General features: G+C 63.6%; 16 protein-coding genes. 5 read left to right on the plus strand and 11 right to left on the minus strand.

What is annotated here, in order from left to right:
• Positions 1-49 precede the first annotated feature (49 nt).
• From AB4Y81_RS10475 to AB4Y81_RS10510, 8 genes are all read right to left on the minus strand, one after another.
• Positions 50-3148: a glycoside hydrolase domain-containing protein gene (locus tag AB4Y81_RS10475; RefSeq protein ID WP_441995785.1), complete on the minus strand. Its 3099-nt coding sequence runs from the start codon at positions 3146-3148 to the stop codon at positions 50-52.
• A 144-nt stretch (positions 3149-3292) separates the two neighbouring features.
• A complete protein-coding gene (locus AB4Y81_RS10480) occupies positions 3293-4057 on the minus strand; it encodes a copper homeostasis protein CutC (protein WP_039240108.1) in 765 nt (254 codons plus the stop codon).
• Between the two features lie 35 nt (positions 4058-4092).
• The gene (locus AB4Y81_RS10485; protein WP_079581213.1) at positions 4093-4509 is read right to left on the minus strand and encodes an acyl-CoA thioesterase; all 417 of its coding nucleotides are present in this window, start codon (positions 4507-4509) and stop codon (positions 4093-4095) included.
• A gap of 56 nt (positions 4510-4565) precedes the next feature.
• The gene (locus AB4Y81_RS10490) at positions 4566-6644 is read right to left on the minus strand and encodes an ABC transporter ATP-binding protein (protein ID WP_039240107.1); all 2079 of its coding nucleotides are present in this window, start codon (positions 6642-6644) and stop codon (positions 4566-4568) included.
• Complete coding sequence (locus AB4Y81_RS10495; RefSeq protein ID WP_064722054.1) at positions 6641-8374, minus strand: ABC transporter ATP-binding protein; 1734 nt, start codon at positions 8372-8374, stop codon at positions 6641-6643. Before AB4Y81_RS10495 ends, AB4Y81_RS10490 begins: the two co-directional genes overlap by 4 nt.
• Before the next feature lie 359 nt (positions 8375-8733).
• Complete coding sequence (locus AB4Y81_RS10500; protein ID WP_441995786.1) at positions 8734-10794, minus strand: MFS transporter; 2061 nt, start codon at positions 10792-10794, stop codon at positions 8734-8736.
• Positions 10795-10804: 10 nt separating this feature from the next.
• Entirely contained in the window at positions 10805-11287 is a 483-nt protein-coding gene (locus AB4Y81_RS10505; protein WP_018777085.1) for a MarR family winged helix-turn-helix transcriptional regulator, read from the minus strand.
• 74 nt (positions 11288-11361) lie between these two features.
• Positions 11362-12267 carry a LysR family transcriptional regulator gene (locus AB4Y81_RS10510; protein ID WP_018777084.1) on the minus strand — a complete coding sequence of 302 codons (906 nt, stop codon included), beginning with the start codon at positions 12265-12267 and terminating at the stop codon, positions 11362-11364.
• A 96-nt stretch (positions 12268-12363) separates the two neighbouring features.
• Here AB4Y81_RS10510 and AB4Y81_RS10515 point away from each other — a divergent pair, with 96 nt between their 5' ends.
• Both AB4Y81_RS10515 and AB4Y81_RS10520 read left to right on the plus strand, forming a co-directional pair.
• The gene (locus AB4Y81_RS10515) at positions 12364-13392 is read left to right on the plus strand and encodes an MBL fold metallo-hydrolase (protein WP_441995787.1); all 1029 of its coding nucleotides are present in this window, start codon (positions 12364-12366) and stop codon (positions 13390-13392) included.
• A 28-nt stretch (positions 13393-13420) separates the two neighbouring features.
• Positions 13421-14749, plus strand: a complete 1329-nt coding sequence (locus AB4Y81_RS10520) for an MFS transporter (RefSeq protein WP_018777082.1) — start codon at positions 13421-13423, stop codon at positions 14747-14749.
• Between the two features lie 90 nt (positions 14750-14839).
• On the opposite strand, the gene AB4Y81_RS10525 is transcribed toward AB4Y81_RS10520, so the two are convergent.
• On the minus strand, positions 14840-16552 hold the full coding sequence (locus AB4Y81_RS10525; RefSeq protein WP_079581197.1) for a thiamine pyrophosphate-binding protein: 1713 nt from the start codon (positions 16550-16552) through the stop codon (positions 14840-14842).
• Complete coding sequence (gene speB / locus AB4Y81_RS10530; RefSeq protein ID WP_018777080.1) at positions 16549-17610, minus strand: agmatinase; 1062 nt, start codon at positions 17608-17610, stop codon at positions 16549-16551. Before speB ends, AB4Y81_RS10525 begins: the two co-directional genes overlap by 4 nt.
• Positions 17611-17831: 221 nt before the next feature.
• On the opposite strand from speB, the gene AB4Y81_RS10535 reads away from it, so the two are divergent.
• Together AB4Y81_RS10535 and AB4Y81_RS10540 are read left to right on the plus strand one after the other, a co-directional pair.
• Positions 17832-19805: an amino acid transporter gene (locus AB4Y81_RS10535; RefSeq protein WP_441995788.1), complete on the plus strand. Its 1974-nt coding sequence runs from the start codon at positions 17832-17834 to the stop codon at positions 19803-19805.
• 247 nt (positions 19806-20052) lie between these two features.
• Complete coding sequence (locus AB4Y81_RS10540) at positions 20053-20958, plus strand: type IV toxin-antitoxin system AbiEi family antitoxin domain-containing protein (RefSeq protein ID WP_035733454.1); 906 nt, start codon at positions 20053-20055, stop codon at positions 20956-20958.
• A 33-nt stretch (positions 20959-20991) separates the two neighbouring features.
• Here AB4Y81_RS10540 and AB4Y81_RS10545 read toward each other — a convergent pair whose 3' ends face one another.
• On the minus strand, positions 20992-21567 hold the full coding sequence (locus AB4Y81_RS10545; protein WP_018777077.1) for a helix-turn-helix domain-containing protein: 576 nt from the start codon (positions 21565-21567) through the stop codon (positions 20992-20994).
• Positions 21568-21847: 280 nt separating this feature from the next.
• Between AB4Y81_RS10545 and AB4Y81_RS10550 the strand changes: the two genes are divergently transcribed.
• Positions 21848-23383, plus strand: coding sequence for a sodium:solute symporter (locus AB4Y81_RS10550; RefSeq protein WP_018777076.1), 1536 nt, complete (start codon positions 21848-21850; stop codon positions 23381-23383).
• Positions 23384-23443: the final 60 nt, after the last annotated feature.

A 23443-nucleotide genomic window follows, 5' to 3' on the forward strand; every position in this document is an offset into this window, starting at 1 on the left:
CAGGGAGATGGTGGTGACGGTGATGCTGGAAGTTGCGGTGTCTGGCACGTCAGTATCCGATCATGAGAAGGAGGCCGCGCTGCGGCTCAAGGGTGATGGCCTGGCCGGGCGCGTAGTCCATGGCGGGCTGGAAGCCGCGGATCGCGGGCGCCTTGATACCGGCGGCGGGGGCTGTGGAGGTTTCGTCGGTGAGGGCCGCGTCGCCGAAGATCAACGTCACGTCCTCAGTTTCCCCGGCCCACGAGGCCAGCGCCACCACCATCCCGTTGTCCGTCAACCACGTGGTTGCCAGGACATCCGGGTGGCTGGTCCTCACTGGCGTGTGGGGGTCCCAGAACCCGTGCATCCGGGCACGTTCCAGGTTGTTCGCCGTCCAGAACTCCCACAGCGGACGGTTGTCCACAGCGGGTGCCCGGCCCGTCATGCCGAACACCATTCCGCGCCACGGGTTGCCGCCGCCTTCGAGCATCTCGCCCATGAGGCCAAAAGGAATGCCGGACAATTCCACCAGCCAATAGTCGGGGTCTGTGCCGTTGTAGTCGAAATACTCCCCCAGCCACAGCCTGTCCACATACGGCAATTGCTCCATGTACAAATTGGCTGATGAGGCGTAGCCGTCGTTGGCGGTGAACTGGTTGGCAGAGTGGAGGTCAATCTCCGGGCCCTCCACTCCCCTGGCCCTGCAGGCCCTTTCCAAGACCTTGCGGACGCGCACCATGGCGTGCCGGTCAAAGGCCAGGTCATCGAGGTAAATACCGTCGATTCCGTCGTCGCCGGCTGCCAGTTCCTGCAGGCTGCGCACGTAGAAGTTCTCCCACCGCGACCCGCCCGTGGTCACCACCGCGATGTCCTCCACGTTCGGGGCAAACCAGGCCGAGACGTAGCCACTGCCGGCATGCTCCTGCAACCAGCTATGGCCGGCGCCCGGACCGTCGCTGAAGATCTCGTGGTCCAAATGCAGCAGCGGCAGCAGCTCCGGGCTGTGGAACGTGAGCTCACGGACAGTGTTGTAGATCTTGGCTGTCAGGCCCTCCCGATGACACTGCGCCACGTATTGCCGAAGCGCGTCCTTCGTGAGCAACGGATCATTGATATACGGTGCAGGCGCTGTCGCGTGGTGGATATTGACCACAGTGGCTCCGGCCGCCCTGATCTCCGATGGGTCTTCAGGGGCGTGGAAGTAGCGCTTGCCCAGATGCCTGCCGGGTTGGATCGGCTTGAAGGGTGTGAGCAGAAGCCGGAAATCGAAGTGGAGCGGCTCGTTCGGCGTCAGCGTGCGGGCGCCGCTGAACGCGCGGACCGACACTTTGCCGTTGGCAGTCCGGAGCCGGACGCCGCCCCTCACCCCGTCCTCCTGGCGGTTGGCCCACGATGCCGGTTCCAGCAACGGCTTTTCCCGGTAGAAGTTGGTGTTCAGGGGACGCTGGTACTTCTCATCCCGCAACGACAACTGAAGCCCGGCGTTCACCCTTCCCACCCACAGTGCATCCTGGTTCCTGGCAGCCACGTCCCACATCCAGTCCAGGGTCTCCGGCCGCCGGCCGCCCGGAACGCCCAGACCCATGGCCAGCGGGACGGCGTCCTCGTCGAACGAAAGCTGCAGCCCGACGTCGTTCACGTCCAGAGTCTTCCGCGGCGCGAGCCGCAGCGAGTACTCAACTGTTCCATCGGCGTCGAGGGTGGCGTTCAGCTCCAGCGACAACACCGCAACGCCTTCCTGGCTGCCCGTCCAGTTGCAGCCCCACGAGACCCGCGCAGGCCCTTCCGCGTTAAACGTCAGCGGCGAAAACTCCCAGCTGGTCCCCTCGATGTGCACAGCCATCGGAACGTCGAAAAGCCCGACGGCGGGACCATCCGTCGACGTCACGTCGCCCGTGAAGCTGGACGTCACTTGGGCGGGCAACCCCGATGCCGACAACCGCAGGCTCCGGCCAAGGATCCCCAAGGTTCGTTCCCGCTCGTCCACGGTGATGGCAGTGAAAGGAGCCACGAGCTCGGCGTCCTGGGCCACGGCAGAATCCAGCCATGCCAAGCGCCGAAGGAAACGTGGATCGCCGAAACCACCTTCCAGGATGTCCGGGTCCGTTTCCGTCGCCACGTCCAGCGTGACCTCGATTTCCTGCGCAGCCTCACCTTCCGCATGGATGGTGACCATGGCGGAATGCGTGCTTCCGGCGGCGCCACGGGGCACGGGAAGGACCACGAACAGGGCCCGCACCGTGCCCGCCGGGACGGCCAGCTCCTTGTGCCATGGCCTGCCCAGCCGGTCTACGCCGTCGGAGTTGATGCAGTGGCCCCCGGCTGATGACACGACGTCCACGGAGACGCCAGCAAGGTCCTTCAGCGCGTACAACCCCAGCTGCACCACATAGTCCTCGCCCGCAACGGCGCCCGCCCGAAAGGTGTCCGACGGCCCGTTGGCCACCCAGTGCGCAGGCAGGTCAGTGCTCATGGAGACGGGATTCAGCCGGTCCTCGGGAAACACCAGGAAGGCCTCGCCCTTGTGGCACGAATGGAACTGTTCCAGCTCGTCCGCCCGGGCCGTGAAGTTCATCGGCGCGAACGAGTCCCGCTCACTTGCGGCCTCGTAACGGACGACCGTCGCGTTGGGCAGCCCGGCCTGCGCCGGTTCCCGCCATGCCGAATACCCGACGGCGGCAGCCCACCCCGGCTCTGCCGTCGGACGACGCGGGAGGTACTGGGCCTGGGGATAGTGGGGTTTGCCCAGCATCGCGTAGGGCAGGTAGTAAACGTAGTAGATGCCCGGGCCGTCGATGGCTTCGAAAAGGAGGGTTCCTGATTCCTTGGTGCACTCCTCTATGACCACATTGCGGACCCTGGCGCCCGTCTTCCCGGAGACGACGATGACATCCACTGTCGCGGGGTCCTCGTCCTGGCGCCGCCACGGCAGGACAAGCTTGTATGCCTGGGCCGTCGGGGCAACTGAGGACGTTGGGACAACCTGGGACGTTGGGACAACCTGGGCCGTTGGGGCAACTTCCACCACGAAGCGGTGGTTGCCGTACAGCAGTTTGTCCCACGTTCCGATGCCGCATGCCACCTCAGGATGGCCGGTGGTTGCGTTGTTGCTTCGACTGCTGGGTGGACGGGAATTGACGGCCGGTGAAACCGGCGAGGGCAGCGGCATCGCTGGGACTCCTGGAAGTAGCTTCGGGGGCTTCTTCACCGAGTTGGTGAATCCTTACATCATCCGGTCGTTCCGCGGAATCGTAAAGGGTCATTGCGATGCGTACTCACTGGGATTTGCCCTGCCAGAGGCTGGACGGCAGGACTAATTCAGCCTAGCCAGATTCAAGGCGTTGATTTTCGCTTTGGCGGCACGGACGGTTTCGCGGTCCGTGACCGTGTAGGCCGTGGGATCGCTGCCGTCCTGGGTACCCAGGGAAATCGTTCCTCGGCCGAGCGTGGAGACGGTTTTCTTGGCGGACAGGTGGACCGCGCTCAAACCTGCAGCGTGCATCGCCGGGATGTCTGCCAGGGCCAGTCCCCCGCCGGCCATGATCTCGATGGCACCTCCGGCGCGTTCCACCATGGTGGCGAGCGTGCCGAGGCCTGCTCCCGCCGTCGCTGCATGCCCCGAGGTGAGGACCCTGGTGAACCCCAGCTCCATGAGCTGGTCCAGGGCAGCCAACGGATCCTTCGATTGGTCGATGGCCCGGTGGAAGGTCAGCTGTGCCTCCGGTCTGGTCTCCTTTGCCGATTCCAGCAAGCGCCGGATGGTGTGCACGTCTACTGTCCCGTTGGGTTCGAGTGCCCCGATGACAACCCCGTTTGCTCCTTGGCGCAGCAGATGCCTGATTTCATGCACCATGGTGTCCACGTCCGAGGCCGAGTACAGGAAATCACCTGGCCGGGAGCGGATCAGTGGATGGATTTCCAAACGGCCGTCGACGTGTTCCATGCTGGCTTCCAGCAACCCTTGGCTGGGTGTGACGCCGCCCAGTTCCAGGCTGCTGCACAGCTCAATGCGATGGGCACCCTCAGCAGCCGCCACGCCTGCACCGGCGGCGCTGACCACAGCGATTTCAAGTTTCATGGTGAAACTCTACGGGCAATCGGGCAAAGTCCCGGCTAGGCCTTATAGCGTTCGAGCTTTTCCTTTTGGTCTGGCGTGAGCCTCAGGACCCTCCCCGTCGCCTCGGCGACAAAGGCCAGGTGGGTGGTGGCTTTAACGCAGTCTTCCCGGGTCACGGGGTCCTTGATGACGTAGTGAAGATCGAAGCTGGCCCCTTTGATGGCGCCCACCCAGATCTCCACGACCGCCGGAATATTGCGGTAGTCCAGGGTCCGGACGTAGCGGACCCTGTGCTCCACCACCAGGGTCATGACGCCCTCCTCAACGTCGTTGAAGAGGGCTGCCGGTGGTTCGACGCCGGGAAGCCCCGCACCGCTGGGCGGCCCGAAGGCTGCGATGCGGGCTTCCTCGAGGATGCGCACAATCTGGACATTGTTGATATGTCCGTAAGCGTCCATGTCACCCCAGCGCATGGGCACCAGGACCTCGATGCGCCGGGGTTCCACGGACTCCTCCGGTTGCTGCGTACTCAGCTGTGCACCGCCGTCGAATCATCCACCGCAGTCTCTTCCCCGCCAGCGAACTGGGACATGTACAAGCGGTAATAGGCGCCTTCGAGGGCGAGGAGCTGGGTGTGGTTACCCTGCTCCACGATCTGGCCGTTTTCCATCACCAGGATGGTATCGGCGTCGCGGATGGTGGACAGGCGGTGGGCGATGACGAAGCTGGTCCGGTCCGTCCGGAGCGCTGCCATGGCCTTCTGCAGCAGCAGTTCCGTACGGGTGTCCACCGAGCTGGTGGCTTCGTCCAGGATCAGCAAGGAAGGATCGGACACGAATGCGCGGGCGATGGTGATGAGCTGCTTCTCACCGGCGCTGACATTGTTGCCTTCTTCATCGATGATCGTCTGGTAGCCATCCGGCAGGGCACGGACAAAGCGGTCCACGTACGTGGCCTTCGCCGCTTCCATGATCTGCTCTTCCGTGGCATCCAGCTTGCCGTACTTGATGTTGTCGTAGATGGTCCCGCCAAAGAGCCAGGCGTCCTGCAGCACCATGCCCACCTTTGACCTGAGCTCGGAACGAGTGAGGTCCTTGATGTCCACTCCGTCCAGAGTGATGCGGCCGGAATTGAGCTCGTAGAAACGCATCACCAAGTTCACCAGGGTGGTCTTGCCGGCTCCTGTGGGCCCAACGATGGCCACAGTGTGGCCCGGCTCGGCACTGAAGGAAAGATCCTCAATGAGTGGCTTGTCCTCCACGTAGCTGAACGAGACATGCTCGAACTCAACATGGCCGTCAGTCTTTGCCGGAAGGTGGCGCGTACCGTTCTCTTCGACCTCTTCATCAGCGTCCAGGAATTCGAAGACACGCTCCGCGGAGGCGACGCCGGACTGCAGCATGTTGGCCATGCCGGCAATCTGGCCCAGCGGCTGCGTGAACTCGCGTGAGTACTGGATGAAGGCAGTGGCATCGCCCAGGCTCATGGAACCCGAAGCAACCCGCAGGCCACCCACCACGGCGATCCCGACATAGGACAGGTAAGAGACGAAGTTCATGGCCGGGAAGATCACGCCTGAGACGAACTGTGCACCGAAAGATGCCTTGTAAAGTTCCTCGTTCTTCTCGTCGAAGCGCGTCAGCATGTCGGCGTCGCGGCCGAACACCTTGACCAGGTCATGGCCGGAGAACGACTCTTCGATCTGCCCGTTCAACGCGCCGGTGTTCTTCCACTGCGCAGCGAAGAGCTTCTGGCTGCGGGCACCGATGACCCCGGCAACAACACCGGAAAGCGGCAGTGCGATCAACGCGATAAGCGCCAGCTCCCAGGACACGATGAACATCATGACCGTGATGCCCAGGACCGTGAGGACGGAGCTGACCAATTGGGAGAACGCCTGCTGGAGGCCCTGCTGGACGTTGTCGACGTCGTTGGTCACGCGGGACAGGATGTCGCCGCGCTGGCGGGTGTCGAAGTAGTTCAGCGGCAGGCGGTTGAGCTTGGCCTGGACATCGTTGCGCAGTTTCTTGATGACCCGCATGACGATCCTGTTGAGCAACCAGCCCTGCGCCCACAGGAAGATGTTGGCCACGAAGTACATGAGCAGCACTATCGAGATCAGGAACGTCAGCTTGGAGAAGTCGATCCCGTTGGTGAGTTCCATCTTGGAGACCATGTCGGCAAAGTTCCCCTGGCCCTGCTGCCGCATGAGCTCAACGAACTGCTCCTGCGATACCCCGGGCGGAATCTGCTTGCCCATCACACCGCCGAAGATGACATCCATGGCACTGCCCAGAACCTTGGGTGCGATCACGTTGAGGACCACGGAAACGATCACGAGGCCGATCACGATGAACACACCGATGCGTTCGGGCTTCAGCAAGCCCATGAGCCGCTTGGCGGAAGGCCAAAATTCCTTGGCCTTCTTTGCGGGCACATCACCGAACATGCCGCCATCGGCCTCCGAGGGGACGTACTCCTCCTCAACGAAGTCGTCGTCGTCCAGTGCTTCCGTTGCAACCTCTGCCGCAGCGGTTGCCTTGGCATCCTTCGCGGCTTCGGCCTTGGCAGCCCAGCCACGCTTCTTCTGCTGGTTCTGCTCGCTCATGCCACTTCCTCCACACTCAGCTGGGATTCGACGATTTCCTGGTACGTCGGTGACGTCTCCAGCAGTTCGTCATGCGTTCCCCGGTCAACGATGCGGCCGTTGTCCAGGACAAGGATTTCGTCAGCATCGGCAATGGTGGAGACACGCTGGGCCACRATGATGACCGTGGCATCCTTGGTCTTCCCCTTCAGGGCCTTCCGGAGCCGGGCGTCGGTAGCCACGTCCAGTGCCGAGAAGGAATCGTCAAACAAGTACACGTTCGGCTTGGTCACCAAAGCCCGGGCGATGGAAAGCCGCTGGCGCTGTCCACCGGAGACGTTGGTACCGCCCTGGGCGATGCGCCGGTTGAGGCCGGAGGACTTCTCCTCCACGAAACCCTTGGCCTGCGCGGTTTCCAGCGCGTCCCACAGTTCCTCATCCGTGGCATCGGGCTTGCCAAAGCGCAGGTTGTGCTCGATGGTTCCGGAGAACAGGTACGGCTTCTGGGGTACCGCCGATACACGACTGGTGATTTCAGAGGCATCCATCTCGGTGACAGGAACGCCGTCGAGCAGAACCTCACCGGAGGCGACGTCATAAAGGCGCGGCAGCAGGGAGACCAGGGTGGTCTTGCCCGCACCGGTGGATCCGATGATGGCGAGGGTCTTGCCCGGCTCCGCCGTGAAGGAAATGTTGCTCAAGACCGGTGCTTCAGCACCCGGGTACTTGAAGGTGACGTCACGGAATTCGACGCGTCCCTTCTTTTCAGCCGGCACTACCGGCGAAGAGGGGTTGTGGATGGACGGCTCGACGTCCAAAACCTCGCCGATGCGGTCTGCACAGACGGAGGCGCGCGGAATCATCATGGCCATGAAGGTTCCCATCATGACGGCCATGAGGATCTGCAGGAGGTATTGCAGGAAGGCCGTGAGGGCACCCACTTGCATGTCACCGGAATCGACCCGCTGCCCGCCGAACCAGAGCACCGCCGCAGTGGACAGGTGCAGGATCATGCCGATCGCCGGGAACATCAGGACAAAGAGGTTGCCGATCTTCACGGATACGGCCGTGAGGTCCTGGTTGGCATCGCCGAAACGCTTGGCCTCGTGGGGTTCGCGAACGAAGGCGCGGACAACCCGGATGCCGATGATCTGCTCGCGCAGAACGCCGTTGATGGCATCGATCTTGGTCTGCATGGAACGGAAAAGCGGCATGAGCCGGACAACGAGATAGCCAACCACTGCCACCAGGACAGGGACCGAAACCCAGACGAGCCAGGAAAGGCTGAGGTCCTCACGGAGGGCCATGATGATGCCGCCAACGCACATGATGGGCGTGGAGACCATGAAGTTCAGGCCCATCAGGACGAGCATCTGGACCTGCTGGACGTCGTTGGTGCCGCGGGTGATCAAGGTAGGGGCGCCAAAGCGGTTGACGTCCTGGGCGGAAAAGCTGCTGACCTGGCGGAACACGCTGCGGCGCAGGTCGCGGCCGATGGCCATGGCCACGCGGGCGCCGAAGTACACGGCGATGATGGCGGAAAGCACCTGTCCCAGGGCGACAGCGAGCATGAGCGCACCGGTCTGCCAGATGAAATCAGTGTCGCCGCGGGAAACTCCCTCATCGATGATTTTGGCGTTCAGGCTGGGGAGGTAGAGCGTGGCGATGGTGGACGCCAGCTGAAAAAACAGCACGGCCACAATCTGCGGCAAATACGGCTTTGAGTAGCGCCGTATAAGGGTGACAAGCATGCCCACGGGTCCTTAGAAAGAGTGCGTGAATGTGATGAAAAGAAGTTTGGCAGCAGAGGCCGACAGTATTAGCCTCCCCACTCTACGAAATCCGTTGCCCCGGCGAAACAACTTCGGGAAAAGATCATCCCAGCGGAGTATCTGCCGTGTCGTGCATGCTCCCCCAGCGGCAGAAGGTTGCCGGAACACAGCAAAGCGCCGGCTGGAATCCCAGCCGGCGCTTTCAGTCCTGCCGCCGTTTTCGGCCCTGTTCGCTGGACCTGTCCCGGGCCCCGTTCCCTGGACCTGTCAGCTGCTCATGTTTCGCTACAGCCGGCCTTGCGGGCCCGGAATCTCGAACCGGGTGGGGTCAGTGCCTTTCAGCCTGCGTGCTTGCCGTGTTCCTGGCGGGCTTCAACACCCTGGAGCAGAAGCAACGCCATACGTTCCTGCTGCCTGCGTTCGCGCTTGAGTTCCTTACGGATCGCGGCAAGTTCCTCAGCGGTGCGGGTCTGCTGTTCCGCGATGGTCTGCTGATCCCGCAAGCGGGCCTGCAGTTCCACGTTGGCACGGCTAAGCTGCAACTGCTGTTCGGCCAGGACGTACTGCGTGCGTGTCAGTTGCTCCTGTACTTCCTTGACGTCGGCCGTCGCTGAGGGCCGTTCCTGGGTCAGGATGCGGGCGAACTCCAGGTCGAGGTCGGAACCGGAATCCTCCGGCCGTACCTCACGCCCGGTCCCCGGAAGGGGACGACGGGCACCCACGGGGCTCGCGGCGTCGTCGGTCTTCACCCTGTCGCCGGTCTTCACCGCGTCCATGGACGCAGTGTCCAGCGACATGCCGGCTTCTCCCGAGGCCGTGGCCACGAGTTCCTTTTCCGGTGCGGCGTCAACGGTGCGGCGCAACGGGCGTTCCTTGATGAAGAGGACTGCCAGGAGGGCCACCACGCTGATGATCGCGGAGATCAGGAAGATCTGTGCAGTCGCGTCACCGTAGGCGGCACGCATGATGTCTGCGATGGGAGCGGGCATATCCGCCAGGTCCATGCTGGCTCCTGAAGCGCCGCCCTGGACGGGGATGCCGGCGGCAGCCATGCCTTCAACCGCCAGGTCCTTCACGTGGTTGGACATGATGGCGCCAAGAACGGAGACGCCGATCGCGCCACCCACCGAGCGGAAGAATGCCACCGACGCACTCGCCGTGCCGATGTCCTTTGCCTGAACGGTGTTCTGTACGGCCAGCACCAGGTTCTGCATCAGCATGCCCAGGCCCAGGCCGAACACGCCTGTGTAGATGGCCACGATCCAGAGTTCGGTGGTGTGGTCCATGGTTCCTGCAAAGGCAAGCCCGCCGATAAGGAGAACGGAGCCTGCAATCAGGAACCTCTTCCACTTGCCGAAGCGGCTGATCAGGATGCCCGATGCCACCGAACCGATGAGGTTTCCGGCGATCATGGGCAGCGTCAGCAGGCCGGCCTCGGTGGGTGTGGCTCCACGGGCTACCTGGAAGTACTGTCCCAGGAACGTGGAGGAGCCGAACATGGCGATACCAACCGCAACGGAAGCAACGATGGCCAGCGCCGTGGTGCGCTCGGAGATGATCTTGAGCGGAATGATCGGCTGGGCAACCTTGGTTTCAACGAGCACCAGGAGCGCAAGGAGTGCTACGCCGCCGCCGACCATGAGTGCCGACTGCCACGAGACCCAGTCGTAGTACTCCGGGTTGCCGGCAAAGGAGACCCAGATCAGGAGCAGGCTCACGCCGGAGGTCAGCAGGATGGAACCGAGCCAGTCGATCTTGGCGGGCCGCTTGATGTGCTCGATCTTCAGGGTGATCTGGAGCAGGATCAGCGCGACGACGGCCAGTGGCACGCAGACGAAGAACGTCCAGCGCCAGCCGAGCGGGCTGTCCACGATGAAGCCACCCAGCAGCGGGCCGCCGGCCGTACCGACAGCCATGACGGCACCCATGTAACCGGAGTACTTGCCGCGGTCGCGGGGCGGAATCATGGATCCGATGATCGCCTGTGCCAGGGCCGTGAGGCCACCCATGGCGATGCCCTGGATAACGCGCGCGGTCAGCAGGAGCGGGATGGTTTCGGACAGGCCCGCCATGACCGAGCCGGCCACGAAGATGATGATGCTCAGCTGGACCAGGAGCTTCTTGTCGAAGAGGTCCGCGAGCTTGCCCCAGATGGGCGTGGTGGCCGCGTTCGCCAGCAGGGCGGCCGTGATGACCCAGGCGAAGTCGGTCTGGGTGCCCTTGAGCTCGGACATGATGGTGGGAAGTGCGTTGGCGACGATGGTGCTGCTGAGGATCGCCGTGAAGAAGGCCGCGAGGAGGCCGGTCAGGGCTTCCATGATCTGACGGTGGGTCATGGGCGCGGCAGCCTTGGCTGCGGCGTCCACCGCCTGCGGATGTTGTGGTGCTGCTGTAGCCATGCGTGGGCTCCTAAGCTGTCTGGTCTGTTGTGATGGAGCCGGCCGCCGTTGCCCGGATTGAATCCTTGAGGGATTCGGTGAGTTTGTTGATGACCTGGGAGGCCTCGAGGGCGTCAGCCTCGCTCCAATCCGCCAGGTAATCCCGCAGTCTCACGCTGCGTTGTTCTTCGAATTCGTGCAGCTTCGCCGTCCCGCGTTCAGTCAGGGCCAGAAGCTGCGCCCTGCCGTCTGCAGGATCCGGTCGCCTGGTAACGAAGCCGAGTTCTTCGAGCTCCGCGACGTGGCGGCTCAGTACCGGCGCACTCACGCCAAGGCGCGCGGCCAGGTGCGTGGCACGGGTCTCCCCCTCGCCAATGAACCGCATCACCCCTTGGACCGCCATTCCGACGTCGGGAACGCGGGCCATGTGCGCGGTTACCACGCAGCGCAGAGTCCGCTGCAGGTCAAAGATCTGATGCACTAGATCGGTTGCTGTGGCAGAACCGACAGACATGTAAAACACCCCTTTTTGTTTGCCTAAAGCAACTATAACGCAGATTGATTGCTTTGGGAAACTAAAAGAAGAGCCTAGGCCTCCGGGCGGGTCAGCTCCCGGGCCGCGTTGATGACTTCCTCCACGCGGCGCGGACGGCTTACGCCCGGCGCCACCACGGCTGCCAGTTCGTTCGCCGGCACCTTGTCCTCGATCGGGACCAGCGCAACGCGCGCACCCGCGTAGAGGGACTCGATTCCCGGCCAGACATTCGTTACCGAGTACGCCCGGCCGCTGGCCACGATGCCGCGGATTGTCTGGGCCACCACGCTGCGCCACCGCACTTTCGGCTCGATGCCCGCCGAATGGAACATCGCGATGACCCGCTCCGCGCTGGGTGGAACATCGAACAGGACCACATCCTCATCGGCGAGATCGGCAAAGCGCAGCGAGGCACTGCCGGCCAGAGGATGATCGGCGGCCAGCATGAACTGCGGCCGAGAAGGAGCCACCGTCAGGATTTCGACGCCGGGAACCGCCTGGAGCGAATAGATGAACGCAACGTCCAACTCGCCTTCCCCCACGGCACGCTGCAGCTCTTCGGCGTTTCCCTCCACGAAGTCGAGCTCCACCTCCGGCCATTTGGCCGCAAAGACATGGATCAGCTCGGGAATCAAGCGGGGCGAGATGGCAATCATGCAGCCGATGGCGACCCGACCACGCATGTCCTCATGGGAACCACGAAGTGCCCCCTGGAGATCTGCGGCTTCACGGAGGATCCGCCGGGCCCGGACGCCGAGCTCAACTCCGGCCGGCGTCGGTTCCACCCGCTTGGCGCGCGTCCGGATCAGCAGGTCCAGGCCAAGGTTTTTCTCCAACTGGGCGATGGCCATGGATGCGGCAGCCTGGGAGATATTGCTTTCACTGGCGGCCTTGGTGAGCGAACCGTGGTCCAGCACGGCCACGAAATATTCCAGCTGCCGAAGCGTAAACTCACCCATCAGTTCTCCTTATGAACTTCTTTGAATTGATTGATTATACAAGTGAAGTGGTCCGCACCACACTGGAAGAAAGCCCATTCAGTCAAAGGAGCATCCATGACACCGACGTCATCCCTGAAGCCGCACATCGTCACCCTCGGAACGGCCGGCGGACCGCGATGGTGGGCAGCGGCCGACACCGGCGAGCGCACCGGGATCGCCACCGCCGTGGTGGTGGGGGATGCTTTCTACCTAGTGGATTTCGGCCAGGGCGCCGGGCGCAGGCTCGGCCAGTCCGGCTTGCAGCTCAAGGACCTCCGGGCACTCTTCATCACGCACCTGCACTCGGACCACGTCTACGATCTCGCCGGGCTGGGAATCTTCGGCCTCTACGCCCTGACAGACCGCCTCGACTCGCCCGTAAAGATCATTGGACCGGGCAACCGCGGCGAGCTGCCCGCCGTGTCGCCGCGCGCCGTCGTCGAGCCTCAGCCGCTGGCGCCTGAAAATCCGACGCCGGGTACCCGTCAGATGTTCGAGCAGCTCATGAAAGCGCACGCCACCGACCTCAACGACCGCATCCTGGACAGCCTCCGGCCCAGCCCCTTGGACATCTTCCACGCCGAAGACATCCGGATCCCGGCGGAATCGGGCTACCACCCCAACAGCAACCCGACGCCGGACATGGAACCCTTTGAGGTCTACCGCGACGAACTCGTCACCGTGACCGCGATCCTGGTGGAACACCCTCCCGTGGCCCCGGCATTCGCCTTCCGCTTCGACACCGCCGAGGGTTCCGTGACCATTTCCGGTGATACCGCTTACACGCAAAACATGATCACTTTGGCGCAGGACACGGACCTCCTGCTGCATGAAGCGATCGACTTCAACTGGGTGGAGTCGCTGTACGCAGACAAGACCGATGAGTCCAGCAGGGCTTCCCGCGACCACCACTACAAGTCCCACACCAGCGTCCGCGAAGCCGCGAAGCTCGCCGAGCTTGCCGGTGCCGGCCACCTGGCCCTGCACCACCTCGTGCCCGGTTCTGCTTCCGAAGCCGTATGGCGGGAAGCCGGGGAGCATTTCTCCGGGACGTTCACGGTTCCCAATGATCTCGACACCATCCCGTTCGCCCGTCAGCGCTGACGAGCCAGTACCCACACTGAGGAAGCACATGAGCTCAGCACCAACCGCCCCGAAGACAGGCACGGCCACTACGGCGGATGCGTCCATGAACACCAAGGACATGCGCCGCATCCTCGCATCCAGCTTCATTGGCAGCGCCATCGAATACTACGACTTCGTTCTCTACGCCACGGCAGCAAGCCTGGTCTTCAACAAGGTGTTCTTCGCCAACCTCGGCCCCGGCTTTGATTTGTTCGCGTCGTTCGTCACGCTCGCCGTGGGATACATTGCCCGGCCGGTGGGCGGCCTGATTTTCGGACACTTCGGTGACCGACTTGGCCGCAAGAAGATGCTGGTCCTGTCCATGCTCATCATGGGACTGGGCACCACGGCGATCGGCCTGCTGCCCACCACCGCCCAGATCGGCATGGCCGCGCCGCTGGCTTTGGTCCTTCTCCGGTTGGTCCAGGGTGTTGCCGTCGGTGGCGAGTGGGGTGGAGCCGCGCTCATGGCGATCGAGCACGCCCCCAAGAAGCACCGCGGTTTTGCGGCCGCCTTCGCCAACGCCGGCGGACCGGCCGGCGCCATTCTCGGCACCCTTGCCCTGTCCTTGTTCGCCGCGGTTTCCGGCAATGACTTCCTCGTGTGGGGTTGGCGCGTGCCGTTCCTGCTGAGCGCATTGCTCATTGTCGTCGGCATGGTCATCCGGCTCAAGGTGGCCGAAACACCCGCCTTCCAGCGCCTGGAAGCTGCCGGCGAACAGCGCCGGGTGCCCTTGCTCGACGTCCTGAAGAACAACCCCCGCGCCGTAGTCCTGGGCCTGCTGGCCACCACCTCGTTCTACGTGTGCCAGTCCATGACCACGGTGTGGGGCGTCTCCGTCGCCGTCGAGAGCGGGGCGGACAAGAACGGTGTCCTGAACATCAAGGCTGTTGCCGCGCTGCTGACCCTGGTGATCTGCTTCTACTCCGCCCGCCTCAGCGACCGGATCGGCCGGCGTCGTGTCCTCATTGGCGCGTCCCTCCTGGGCGCCGTGCTGGTCTACCCGATCCTCATGCTGATGAGCAACGGTGAGTTGTGGGGCTTCGCGGCCGCGATCATCCTGGGCAACGGACTGGTCCAGGGCTTCCTGTACGGCCCGATTGCCGCTTACGTCGCCGAACAGTTCCCTACCCGCAACCGCTACACGGGAGCATCGCTGGCCTATCAGGGTGCCTCGATGATCGGTGCGGGCTTCACGCCCATGATCGTAGCCGGACTGAGCCTTGCCGCCGGCGGTGGAATCTGGCTCATCGCGGTCTTCTGGATTGCCGCCATGCTGGCATCGGCCATCGCCGTGAAGGCCACGCCCGAAGGCACCCAACGCGAACTCGACTAACCGCTTCCCTTGCCGCCGGCATCCCCGCAACGCAGTCAGCCCCCGCACGGTATTCCGTGCGGGGGCTGACTCTTTAGGGGCTTGATCGCCTTAGTCGTCCAGGTGGGTGGGGCCGAACATCTTCAGCAGCGTCTCAACCACGACGACGTTGGGTCCGTCCGCTGCGAAGGACGCCTTAAGCGCGTCCCCGACATCCTCCGGGGCAACCCGGCGGGCCGGGACACCGAAGGCTTCAGCGAGCTTCACGAAGTCCGGGCGGGCGAGCTCGGTGGCTGTGGCCTGGCCGAAAGCGCCCACCATGTACTCGCGCAGGATGCCGTAGCCGCCGTCGTCGACGATCAGCCAAGTGACCGGGACGTTGTGCTGCTTGGCGGTGGCGAGTTCCGAGATGGAGTACATGGAGGAGCCGTCGCCGGAGACAGCCAGCACTCGTGCAGAACCACCGGTCTTGCCGGTGGTTTCCAGGCCCACGGCTCCGCCGATGGCCGCGGGGAAACCATAACCAAGCCCGCCGGCGCCCTGGGCGGAGTGGAACTGGCCCTGCCGGGCGTCCCAGCAGCTCCAGCCCCAGTAGGCGGAAATGGTCATGTCCCAGAACGTCTGCATGTCCGCCGGGACGGCCTCGCGGATGTCCGACATGAACTTCAGCTCCTTGGCAAGGTCCTGGGATTCCAGGCGGGCCTTGACCTTCGCCAGGGATTCCTTGACCACATCTTCCGGAGCAGTTCCGTGCCAGGAGCGCGTTGTTGCATTCGCGGCTCCGGCTGCTTTGAGCGCTTCGTCGAGGGCCGCGAGGGCCTGGCCGGCGTCGGCGCGGATGCCCAGGCCGGGCCGGTTGGACTCGAGGACCCGGGGCTCGGCGTCGATCTGGATGATGCGGCCGCGGGGTTCGAACGTGAAGTAGTTCGACGTCACCTCGCCCAGGGAGGAGCCGATCACAATCAACACATCGGCGTCTTCGAGGACATCGGTCATGTACCGATCCTCGATCCACGACTGCAGGGACAGCTCGTGGGTCCAAGGGAACGCGCCATTGCCGCCGGGAGTACAAATGACCGGTGCGCGCAACTGCTCGGCAATCGAGAGCAACGACTTTTCGGCCCGGCCACGGCGCGTACCGCCGCCTGCGATGATCGCCGGACGTTCCGCCGTCGAAAGCCACTTCACGGCCTCGCGGACCAGCTCGACGCGCGGCGGGTTATCGAATGCCTCGGCGAGGGCGTCTTCCACCGGGGGCACCATGATCGGATCCAGCAGGACGTTCTGCGGGATTTCGATCCAAACCGGACCCTGCGGCGAAGAAATCGCCTCGGTCCAGGCGTCCTGGATGGCCGACGGAATGCCGGAGGCGTGCTGGATGAGGCGCTGGCTCTTGGTGACGTTCGCCGCCGAGGCCTTCTGGTCATCGAGTTGGTGCAGCATGCCCTTGCGGCGTGCGCCCAGTCCGTCGAGCGGGATCTGGCTGGCAACAACCACCATGGGAACACCCGTGGCATACGCTTCCTGGAGGCCGGCGAGGGACGTCAGCGCGCCCGGACCGGTGGACAGGAACAGCACACCGACTTCGCCGGTGGCACGGGAGTAGCCGTCAGCTGCGAACGCCGAGTTGTTCTCCACCCGGGAGGACACGAAGTGCAGGTTGCCGCGGCCCATGGCATCAAAGAGACCCAGGGCGTGCTGGCCCGGGATACCGAAAACAGTCTTGGCACCCAGCGCTTCAAGGGTCTCGACGACGAGGTCCCCACCGTTGCGCTGGTTGGTCCCCTTGGTGGGAGCTGCTGTGCCAGGATCGAAATCGATCATCGCTGCCCTCCGATGGCCTGTGCGACTTCCTGGATGCGGGCGCCGAGGGCCTGCTGCGCGTAGCCGTTCGGGGCACCGTGGCGGTCACCTTCAACGGCGTTGTCTGCCATGAGGGTCACCAGTTCATAGGCAACGTGGCTGCCGGCGACGCCGGTGATTTCTGCGTGGTCGTAGGCCGGGGCGACTTCCACCACATCCGCGCCAACGAGGTTCATGCCGCGGAAGCCGCGGATGATCTCCAGCAGTTCGCGGCTGGTGATGCCGCCCGCTTCGGGGGTGCCGGTGCCGGGGGCGTGGGCCGGATCAAGGACATCGATGTCCACCGAGATGTACAGCGGGCGGTTGCCGATGCGGTCGCGGATCTTTGCCACCGTCTCCAGGACGCCCTGGTAGTAGACGTCGGCGGAGGTGACGATTCCGAACCCGAAGCGGTGGTCGTCGTCGAGGTCCTTCTTGCCGTACAGCGGACCGCGGGTACCTACGTGGCTGATGGCCTCCGTGTCCAGGATGCCTTCTTCGACGGCCCGGCGGAACGGCGTACCGTGCGTGTATTCGGCGCCAAAGTAGGTGTCCCAGGTATCCAGGTGGGCATCAAAGTGCAGCATGGCGATGGGTTCGCCTGCGCGTTCCGCTGCTGCCCGGAGCAGCGGGAGGGCGATGGTGTGGTCACCGCCGAGGGTGACCAGCTTGCTGCCGTTGGCAGTGAGGTCCAAGGCGTTCTGCTGGATTGTCTCGATGGCCTCGTTGATGTTGAACGGGTTTACTGCCATGTCGCCGGCGTCGGCTACCTGGATGTTCTCGAACGGGCTGACGTCCCAGGCCGGGTTGTACGGGCGCAGCAGACGGCTGGCCTCACGCACGTGGTTGGCGCCGAAGCGGGCTCCGGGGCGGTACGAAACGCCGGAGTCGAAGGGAACGCCGACCACGGTGACGTCGGCCTTGGAGACCTGGTCCAGGCGGGGCAGGCGGGCATACGTGGCGGCACCGGCGTAGCGCGGGATACGGGATGAATCGATGGGGCCCAGGTTGCCGTTGGCCTCGATGCGGAGCTCTTCCAAAGTACGCCACTCCTTGAGTGAATAGGGGGATTGATTCTGCGGACTGTGACACCCATCATACACTCAAAGTTGTCTAATATGCATCACTTGTTTACAACCTTCCAAAAGGATGAGACGCCGCTCACAGCAGGCGTAAAGATTCCATAAAAACCGGTGTCCCGGCGTCGAACCGGGCCATACGCTCCATGCGGAAGCAGTACCGTGCTGCGCGAAAGGACACCGTGACCACCCTGTCGAGGCCTCCGGCCGACCCGGCCAACCGGCCCAAGAATTCCTTCAAGCTCAAACCCTGGTTGCTTGAGGGAATGCCGGACACTTCAGGCAAGCGGCAAGGCCCCCACGGACAGCCCTCGGAGTCCCACAAGCCGCAGGCCTGGTGGAAGGTCATGTGCCTCACGGGCTTGGACTACTTCTCGACACTGGGGTACCAGCCCGCCATCGCCGCCCTGGCAGCGGGCCTGCTTTCTCCCCTGGCGACGTTGCTGCTGGTCACAGCAACCCTGGCCGGAGCGCTGCCGGTTTACCGCCGGGTGGCAAAGGAAAGTCCACGCGGCGAGGGCTCCATTTCCATGCTGGAGCGGCTCCTCCCCCGCTGGGGCGGCAAGCTCTTCGTCCTGGCACTCCTTGGCTTCGCGGCCACGGACTTCATGATCACCATTACGTTGTCGGCTGCCGACGCCACGGCCCACCTCATCGAGAACCCGTTCGCGCCGGACTTCCTTGAAGGCCAGAACGTCGCCATCACCCTGGCGCTCATCGCGGGTCTGGGCATCGTCTTCCTCCGCGGATTCAAGGAGGCCATCAACGTGGCCGTCGTCCTGGTGGGCGCCTTCCTGATGCTCAACCTTGTGGTCATCGCCGTATCCATCGGCCACGTCTTCACCGAGACCCGCGTCATCACGGACTGGTGGACTGCTTTGACCACCTCCCACGGCGATCCGATCATGATGATCGCCCTGGCATTGCTGGTGTTCCCCCGCTTGGCGCTGGGCCTCTCGGGTTTTGAAACAGGCGTCGCCGTCATGCCCCAGATCAAAGGCCATGCCACGGACACGGAAGCCAATCCGGCCGGCCGCATCAAGGGTGCCCACAAGCTCCTGACCACCGCCGCGATCATCATGAGCTCGTTCCTCATCACCTCCAGCTTCACCACGATCATGTTGATTCCGGCCGCTGAATTCGAACCCGGCGGAAAGGCCGATGGCCGCGCCCTTGCCTACCTCGCGCATAAGTTCCTGGGCGATGGCTTTGGAACCGTGTACGACATCAGCACAATCGCCATTCTGTGGTTCGCCGGAGCCTCCGCGATGGCCGGATTGTTGAACCTTGTTCCCAGGTACCTGCCGCGCTATGGCATGGCACCGGCCTGGGCGCGGGCACTGCGCCCCCTGGTCCTCGTCTTCACGGTCATCGCCTTCTTCGTCACCATCATCTTCCAGGCTGATGTCAACGCCCAGGGTGGCGCCTATGCCACTGGCGTGCTGGTCCTGATCACTTCCGCGTCCATCGCCGTGACGCTGTCGGCACGCCGAAGGAAGCAAAAAGCACAGGTCATCGGCTTCGGCCTCATTTCCCTGGTCTTCGTTTACACCACCGTGGTCAACTCCATCGAGCGCCCGGACGGCCTGAAAATTGCCGCCCTGTTCATCCTTGGCATTCTGGTGGTCAGCTTCGTCTCCAGGATGAGGCGGGCATTCGAGCTGCGGGCCACGCACATCAAGATGGACCGGAAGGCCCTGGAGTTCACGGCCAACAACACGCACGGACCGGTCCGGATCATCGCGCACGAACCCAAACGCTTCAGTGCCGACAGGTACCGGGAGAAGCTGCAGCACGCCCAGCAGGCCAACCACCTCCCCCTGGACTGCGACGCCGTCTTCATCGAGATCATCGTGGACGACAGTTCAGACTTCGAGCAGGAACTCCAGGTGGTGGGCAAGGAACGGCACGGGTTCAAGATCCTGGAAGTGCACAGCAACAATGTGCCGAACACGCTGGCGGCAGTACTCCTCCACATCCGCGACGTCACCGGCTTCATGCCGCACATCTACTTCCGGTGGACTGAGGGCAACCCGATTTCGAACCTGAGCCGCTTCCTCTTCTTCGGCGAAGGGGAGATCGCGCCCGTCACCCGCGAAGTGCTCCGGGAAGCCGAGCCGGACATCACCCGGCGCCCCTGGGTCCACGTGGGCTAGCCGCCTCGCACGCTCCTGCCCGGTTAGTCCCTTCGCAGGCTGCGCTCCTCCCCAGTTCGTCCCCCCGCGGACTCCGCTCATCCCCGGATTTCGGGCGCTCCGCTTGGCCCGTGGGACGAAGGGCGGCGGCAACCGGGGAGGAGCGCCGCCACCAGGAGCTCAAACCGGGATGGAGCGTCGGCTGGAGTTGCCCACATACGGCAAGTGCGTCATTTCGTGGAACGTTGGAAGCCTGTGGACTGGTCCGATGGACGCCTTCCAGTACCTCGAAAAAGTAGGCGGCGTGGCTCGGACCGGACAACTCCTGGCCGCAGGCTATTCGCGCCGGGACATCGCGCGCCTTCCAAGCAAGGGTGCGAAACAACCCCGGCGGGGCATCTTCATGCTTGCGGATCACAGACCCGAGTTGGCAACCGCCCTCCGCTACAACTCCTACGTCTCCTGCGCCAGCGCAGCTCAACACTACGGATTGTGGATACGCAAAGCACCTGATCTCCACCATCTGGCATGCGATCACGGTCACGGCACCGGGTTCGTCAGGCACAGGACCATGAGATTCGAACCTCATCCCAGCCTCCCAATCGCCGCGGTGGAAGATGTAGTCCTACATGCCATGGCTTGCCTGGCGCCGCCCGCTTCAACGGCAATGGCAATCTCGGCGGTTCGACTGCACGGTGTGCCGTTGGAACTGCTGAAGGAACAGTTGCAGGGAGACAGGTCGCGGCCCGTCCTCAACGCGCTCAAGGATCTCGACCTGCGTGCAGAGTCCATTGTGGAGGTCGATGCACAGCATCTGCTCCGCACCCACGGCATTGCATTCGACGCCCAAGTGGCAATACCTGGCATCGGGCGCGTCGACCTCCTTCTGGAAGAGTTCCTCATTATTGAAGTGGACGGCTTCGCGTTTCACTCCGATAGAAAGGCCCTCCGCAACGACTTGGCACGCAACAACGCCTCCACCATCAACGGGTATTTGGTCCTGAGGTACCCACCGGAAGTCATCTGGTTCGAGCCGGAGCGCGTGATCGCGGAGATCCAGGCGGTTCTCAAGCTGCGTCGTGACGATCCCGCCCGGTTGGTGGACGGCTTTGCCCAGCCGAGCCCCGGACTTTCGGGGATCGGCCCGGTCCCTGGCTTCCAATACAGGAGGTAACTGGGAGGGAGTGCACAACGCCGGGAGGGAAAACTACCGGCTTGCTGCGGGCACCAGTACCCAGAGCACTTCCACGGTTTCGTCCGTCGGGTTGATCCACGTGTGCGGTTCGCGGCCCGGGAAGGAGAGGGTATCCCCTTCCTCGAGGTCGTATTCTTCGTTGGTCAGGATGAGCTTGATGCGGCCCTTGACCACATGCAGCACGTCCACGTCGCAGTCCACCGCGTAAAGCTCGTTTTCGCCGCGCCCGCGGGGCTCGATGGTGGCTTGGAGTATCTGCAGGCGGCGCTCGGAACGTGCGGTCAGCAGGCGTTCCACAATGCCTTGGCCGCCCAGCGAGATCCTGGGGCCGTCGTCGCGACGTGTCAGATGGGTCTCCGGCGCGGCGAACAAGTCGCCGACGGAGACGGACAGAACCTGGCAGAGGGTCACCAAGGAAGCCACCGACGGCGATGTCAGGTCGCGCTCCACGCGGCTCAGGAAGCCTTTGGTCAACCCGGTGGCGTCCGCAACCTGCTCGATGGTGAGGCGCTGCGCTTGCCGGGCTGCGCGGATTCTGGAACCGATGGCAACGGGAACATTGCTCGGTTCAACGGGTAGAGCCTTCATTCACGAACCTTTCAGGCCTGTCATGTGGCCCTGTCATTGGAGCAATAGTAGCCGGGAGGCACGCCAACAGGGCCACTGCGGGCGTAACCAAGTCCAAAGGATCTTGACTGTTACTCCGATCACAACATATCCTCATAGGCAACAAGTGTTGTCTGTGAGGCACACAACACATCCCCAAGCTCCAAACCCAAATCTCCAATCATCCGCACAGAGACTTCGACGCATCGCAGGGGTATCGTCGAAAACCCCAACCTCCGTGCATCAGCTCCAAGGACCGTTCATGGAATCTTCGGCTATTAATATCGCAATCGTGGTGGTGTACCTGCTCGCCATGCTGGCCTTCGGCTGGTGGGGCAAGTCCCGCACAAAGAACAACAGCGACTTCCTGGTGGCCGGCCGCCGCCTGGGACCCTTCCTCTACACAGGCACCATGGCCGCCGTGGTCCTCGGTGGCGCATCCACCGTGGGCGGCGTGGGCCTCGGTTACAAGTTCGGCATCTCCGGCATGTGGCTCGTGGTGGCCATCGGCTCCGGCGTGCTGCTCCTTAGCCTCCTGTTCGCCGGCACCATCCAGCGGTTGAAGATCTACACGGTCTCCCAAATGCTGAGCCTGCGATACGGCAGCAAAGCCACCCAGACATCCGGAATCGTGATGTTGGCCTACACCCTCATGCTCTGCGCCACGTCCACCGGCGCCTACGCCACCATCTTCGTGGTGCTCTTCGACTGGGAACGCTGGTTGGCAATCGCAGTCGGCGGCGCCATCGTGCTGGTCTACTCCACCATCGGCGGCATGTGGTCCATCACCCTGGCAGACCAGGTGCAGTTCCTCATCAAGACCGTAGGCATTTTCTTCCTGATGCTGCCGTTCGTCCTGAACGCAGCCGGCGGAATGGACGGCATCCGTGAGCGMCTTGACGCCAGCTTCTTCCAGATCGACGGCATCGGCGTCCAGACAATCATCACTTACTTCGTGGTCTACACCCTCGGCCTCCTGATCGGCCAGGACATCTGGCAGCGCGTCTTCACCGCCAAGACCGCCACCGTTGCACGCTGGGGCGGAGCTACCGCCGGTGTTTACTGCATCCTCTACGGCATCGCCGGCGCACTGATCGGCCTGGCTGCCCGCGTCGCCCTCCCGGACATCGATGTCGCCAACCTCGGCAAGGACGTTGTCTACGCAGAGGTGGCAACCCACATCCTGCCCGTCGGCATCGGCGGACTGGTGATGGCCGCGGCTGTGGCTGCGATGATGTCCACCGCTTCGGGCGCCCTGATCGCCGCCGCTACGGTGGCCCGCGCAGACGTTGTCCCGTTCGTGGCCAGCTGGTTCGGCAAGACGATCAACACAGACGACACGGAAAACCCCGAGCACGACGTCAAGGCAAACCGCTACTGGGTCCTGGGCCTGGGCATCGTTGCAGTCCTGATTTCCATGGCAGCGCAGGACGTCGTTGTTGCCCTGACCATCGCCTACGACATCCTGGTAGGCGGACTCCTGGTCGCCATTCTCGGCGGCCTGGTCTGGAAGCGCGGAACGGGCATCGCGGCTGCATGGTCCATGGCAGTCGGCTCAGTTCTGACACTGGCCCTGCTCATCATGTACGCGGTTGGTGTCATCCCGAGCGAAGACGGCGTCTACGCCAACGAGCCCATCTACTGGGGCCTCGGTGCTTCTCTGGTGGTTTACGTCGTGGTCTCCCTGCTGACTCCGCCCACGGACGCAGCCGTCCGCGAGGCCTGGGACAAGCGCGTAGCCGGCGCCATCTCCGAGGAACTGCCGCCGGAAGTCCACCCGGTGGGCAGCAGCAAGTAACCAGGCAATACCCGACGGCGGTGCCGCCCCCTTCACGGGGGCAGCACCGCCGTCGTTTTG

Origin of the sequence: Paenarthrobacter sp. TAF1 (assembly GCF_052113825.1) — a bacterium.
Taxonomy (GTDB): Bacteria; Actinomycetota; Actinomycetes; order Actinomycetales; family Micrococcaceae; genus Arthrobacter; species Arthrobacter nicotinovorans.

Bases quoted from the DNA above. Each gene is read 5' to 3' on its own strand.
- AB4Y81_RS10475 (WP_441995785.1), bottom strand. From the start codon at position 3,148: ATGCCGCTGCCCTCGCCGGTTTCACCGGCCGTCAATTCCCGTCCACCC.
- AB4Y81_RS10480 (WP_039240108.1), bottom strand. From the start codon at position 4,057: ATGAAACTTGAAATCGCTGTGGTCAGCGCCGCCGGTGCAGGCGTGGCG.
- AB4Y81_RS10500 (WP_441995786.1), bottom strand. From the start codon at position 10,794: ATGGCTACAGCAGCACCACAACATCCGCAGGCGGTGGACGCCGCAGCC.
- AB4Y81_RS10545 (WP_018777077.1), bottom strand. From the start codon at position 21,567: ATGAAGGCTCTACCCGTTGAACCGAGCAATGTTCCCGTTGCCATCGGT.
- AB4Y81_RS10505 (WP_018777085.1), bottom strand. From the start codon at position 11,287: ATGTCTGTCGGTTCTGCCACAGCAACCGATCTAGTGCATCAGATCTTT.
- AB4Y81_RS10520 (WP_018777082.1), top strand. From the start codon at position 13,421: ATGAGCTCAGCACCAACCGCCCCGAAGACAGGCACGGCCACTACGGCG.
- AB4Y81_RS10515 (WP_441995787.1), top strand. From the start codon at position 12,364: ATGACACCGACGTCATCCCTGAAGCCGCACATCGTCACCCTCGGAACG.
- AB4Y81_RS10525 (WP_079581197.1), bottom strand. From the start codon at position 16,552: ATGATCGATTTCGATCCTGGCACAGCAGCTCCCACCAAGGGGACCAAC.
- AB4Y81_RS10490 (WP_039240107.1), bottom strand. From the start codon at position 6,644: ATGAGCGAGCAGAACCAGCAGAAGAAGCGTGGCTGGGCTGCCAAGGCC.
- AB4Y81_RS10485 (WP_079581213.1), bottom strand. From the start codon at position 4,509: ATGCGCTGGGGTGACATGGACGCTTACGGACATATCAACAATGTCCAG.
- AB4Y81_RS10510 (WP_018777084.1), bottom strand. From the start codon at position 12,267: ATGGGTGAGTTTACGCTTCGGCAGCTGGAATATTTCGTGGCCGTGCTG.
- AB4Y81_RS10540 (WP_035733454.1), top strand. From the start codon at position 20,053: ATGGACGCCTTCCAGTACCTCGAAAAAGTAGGCGGCGTGGCTCGGACC.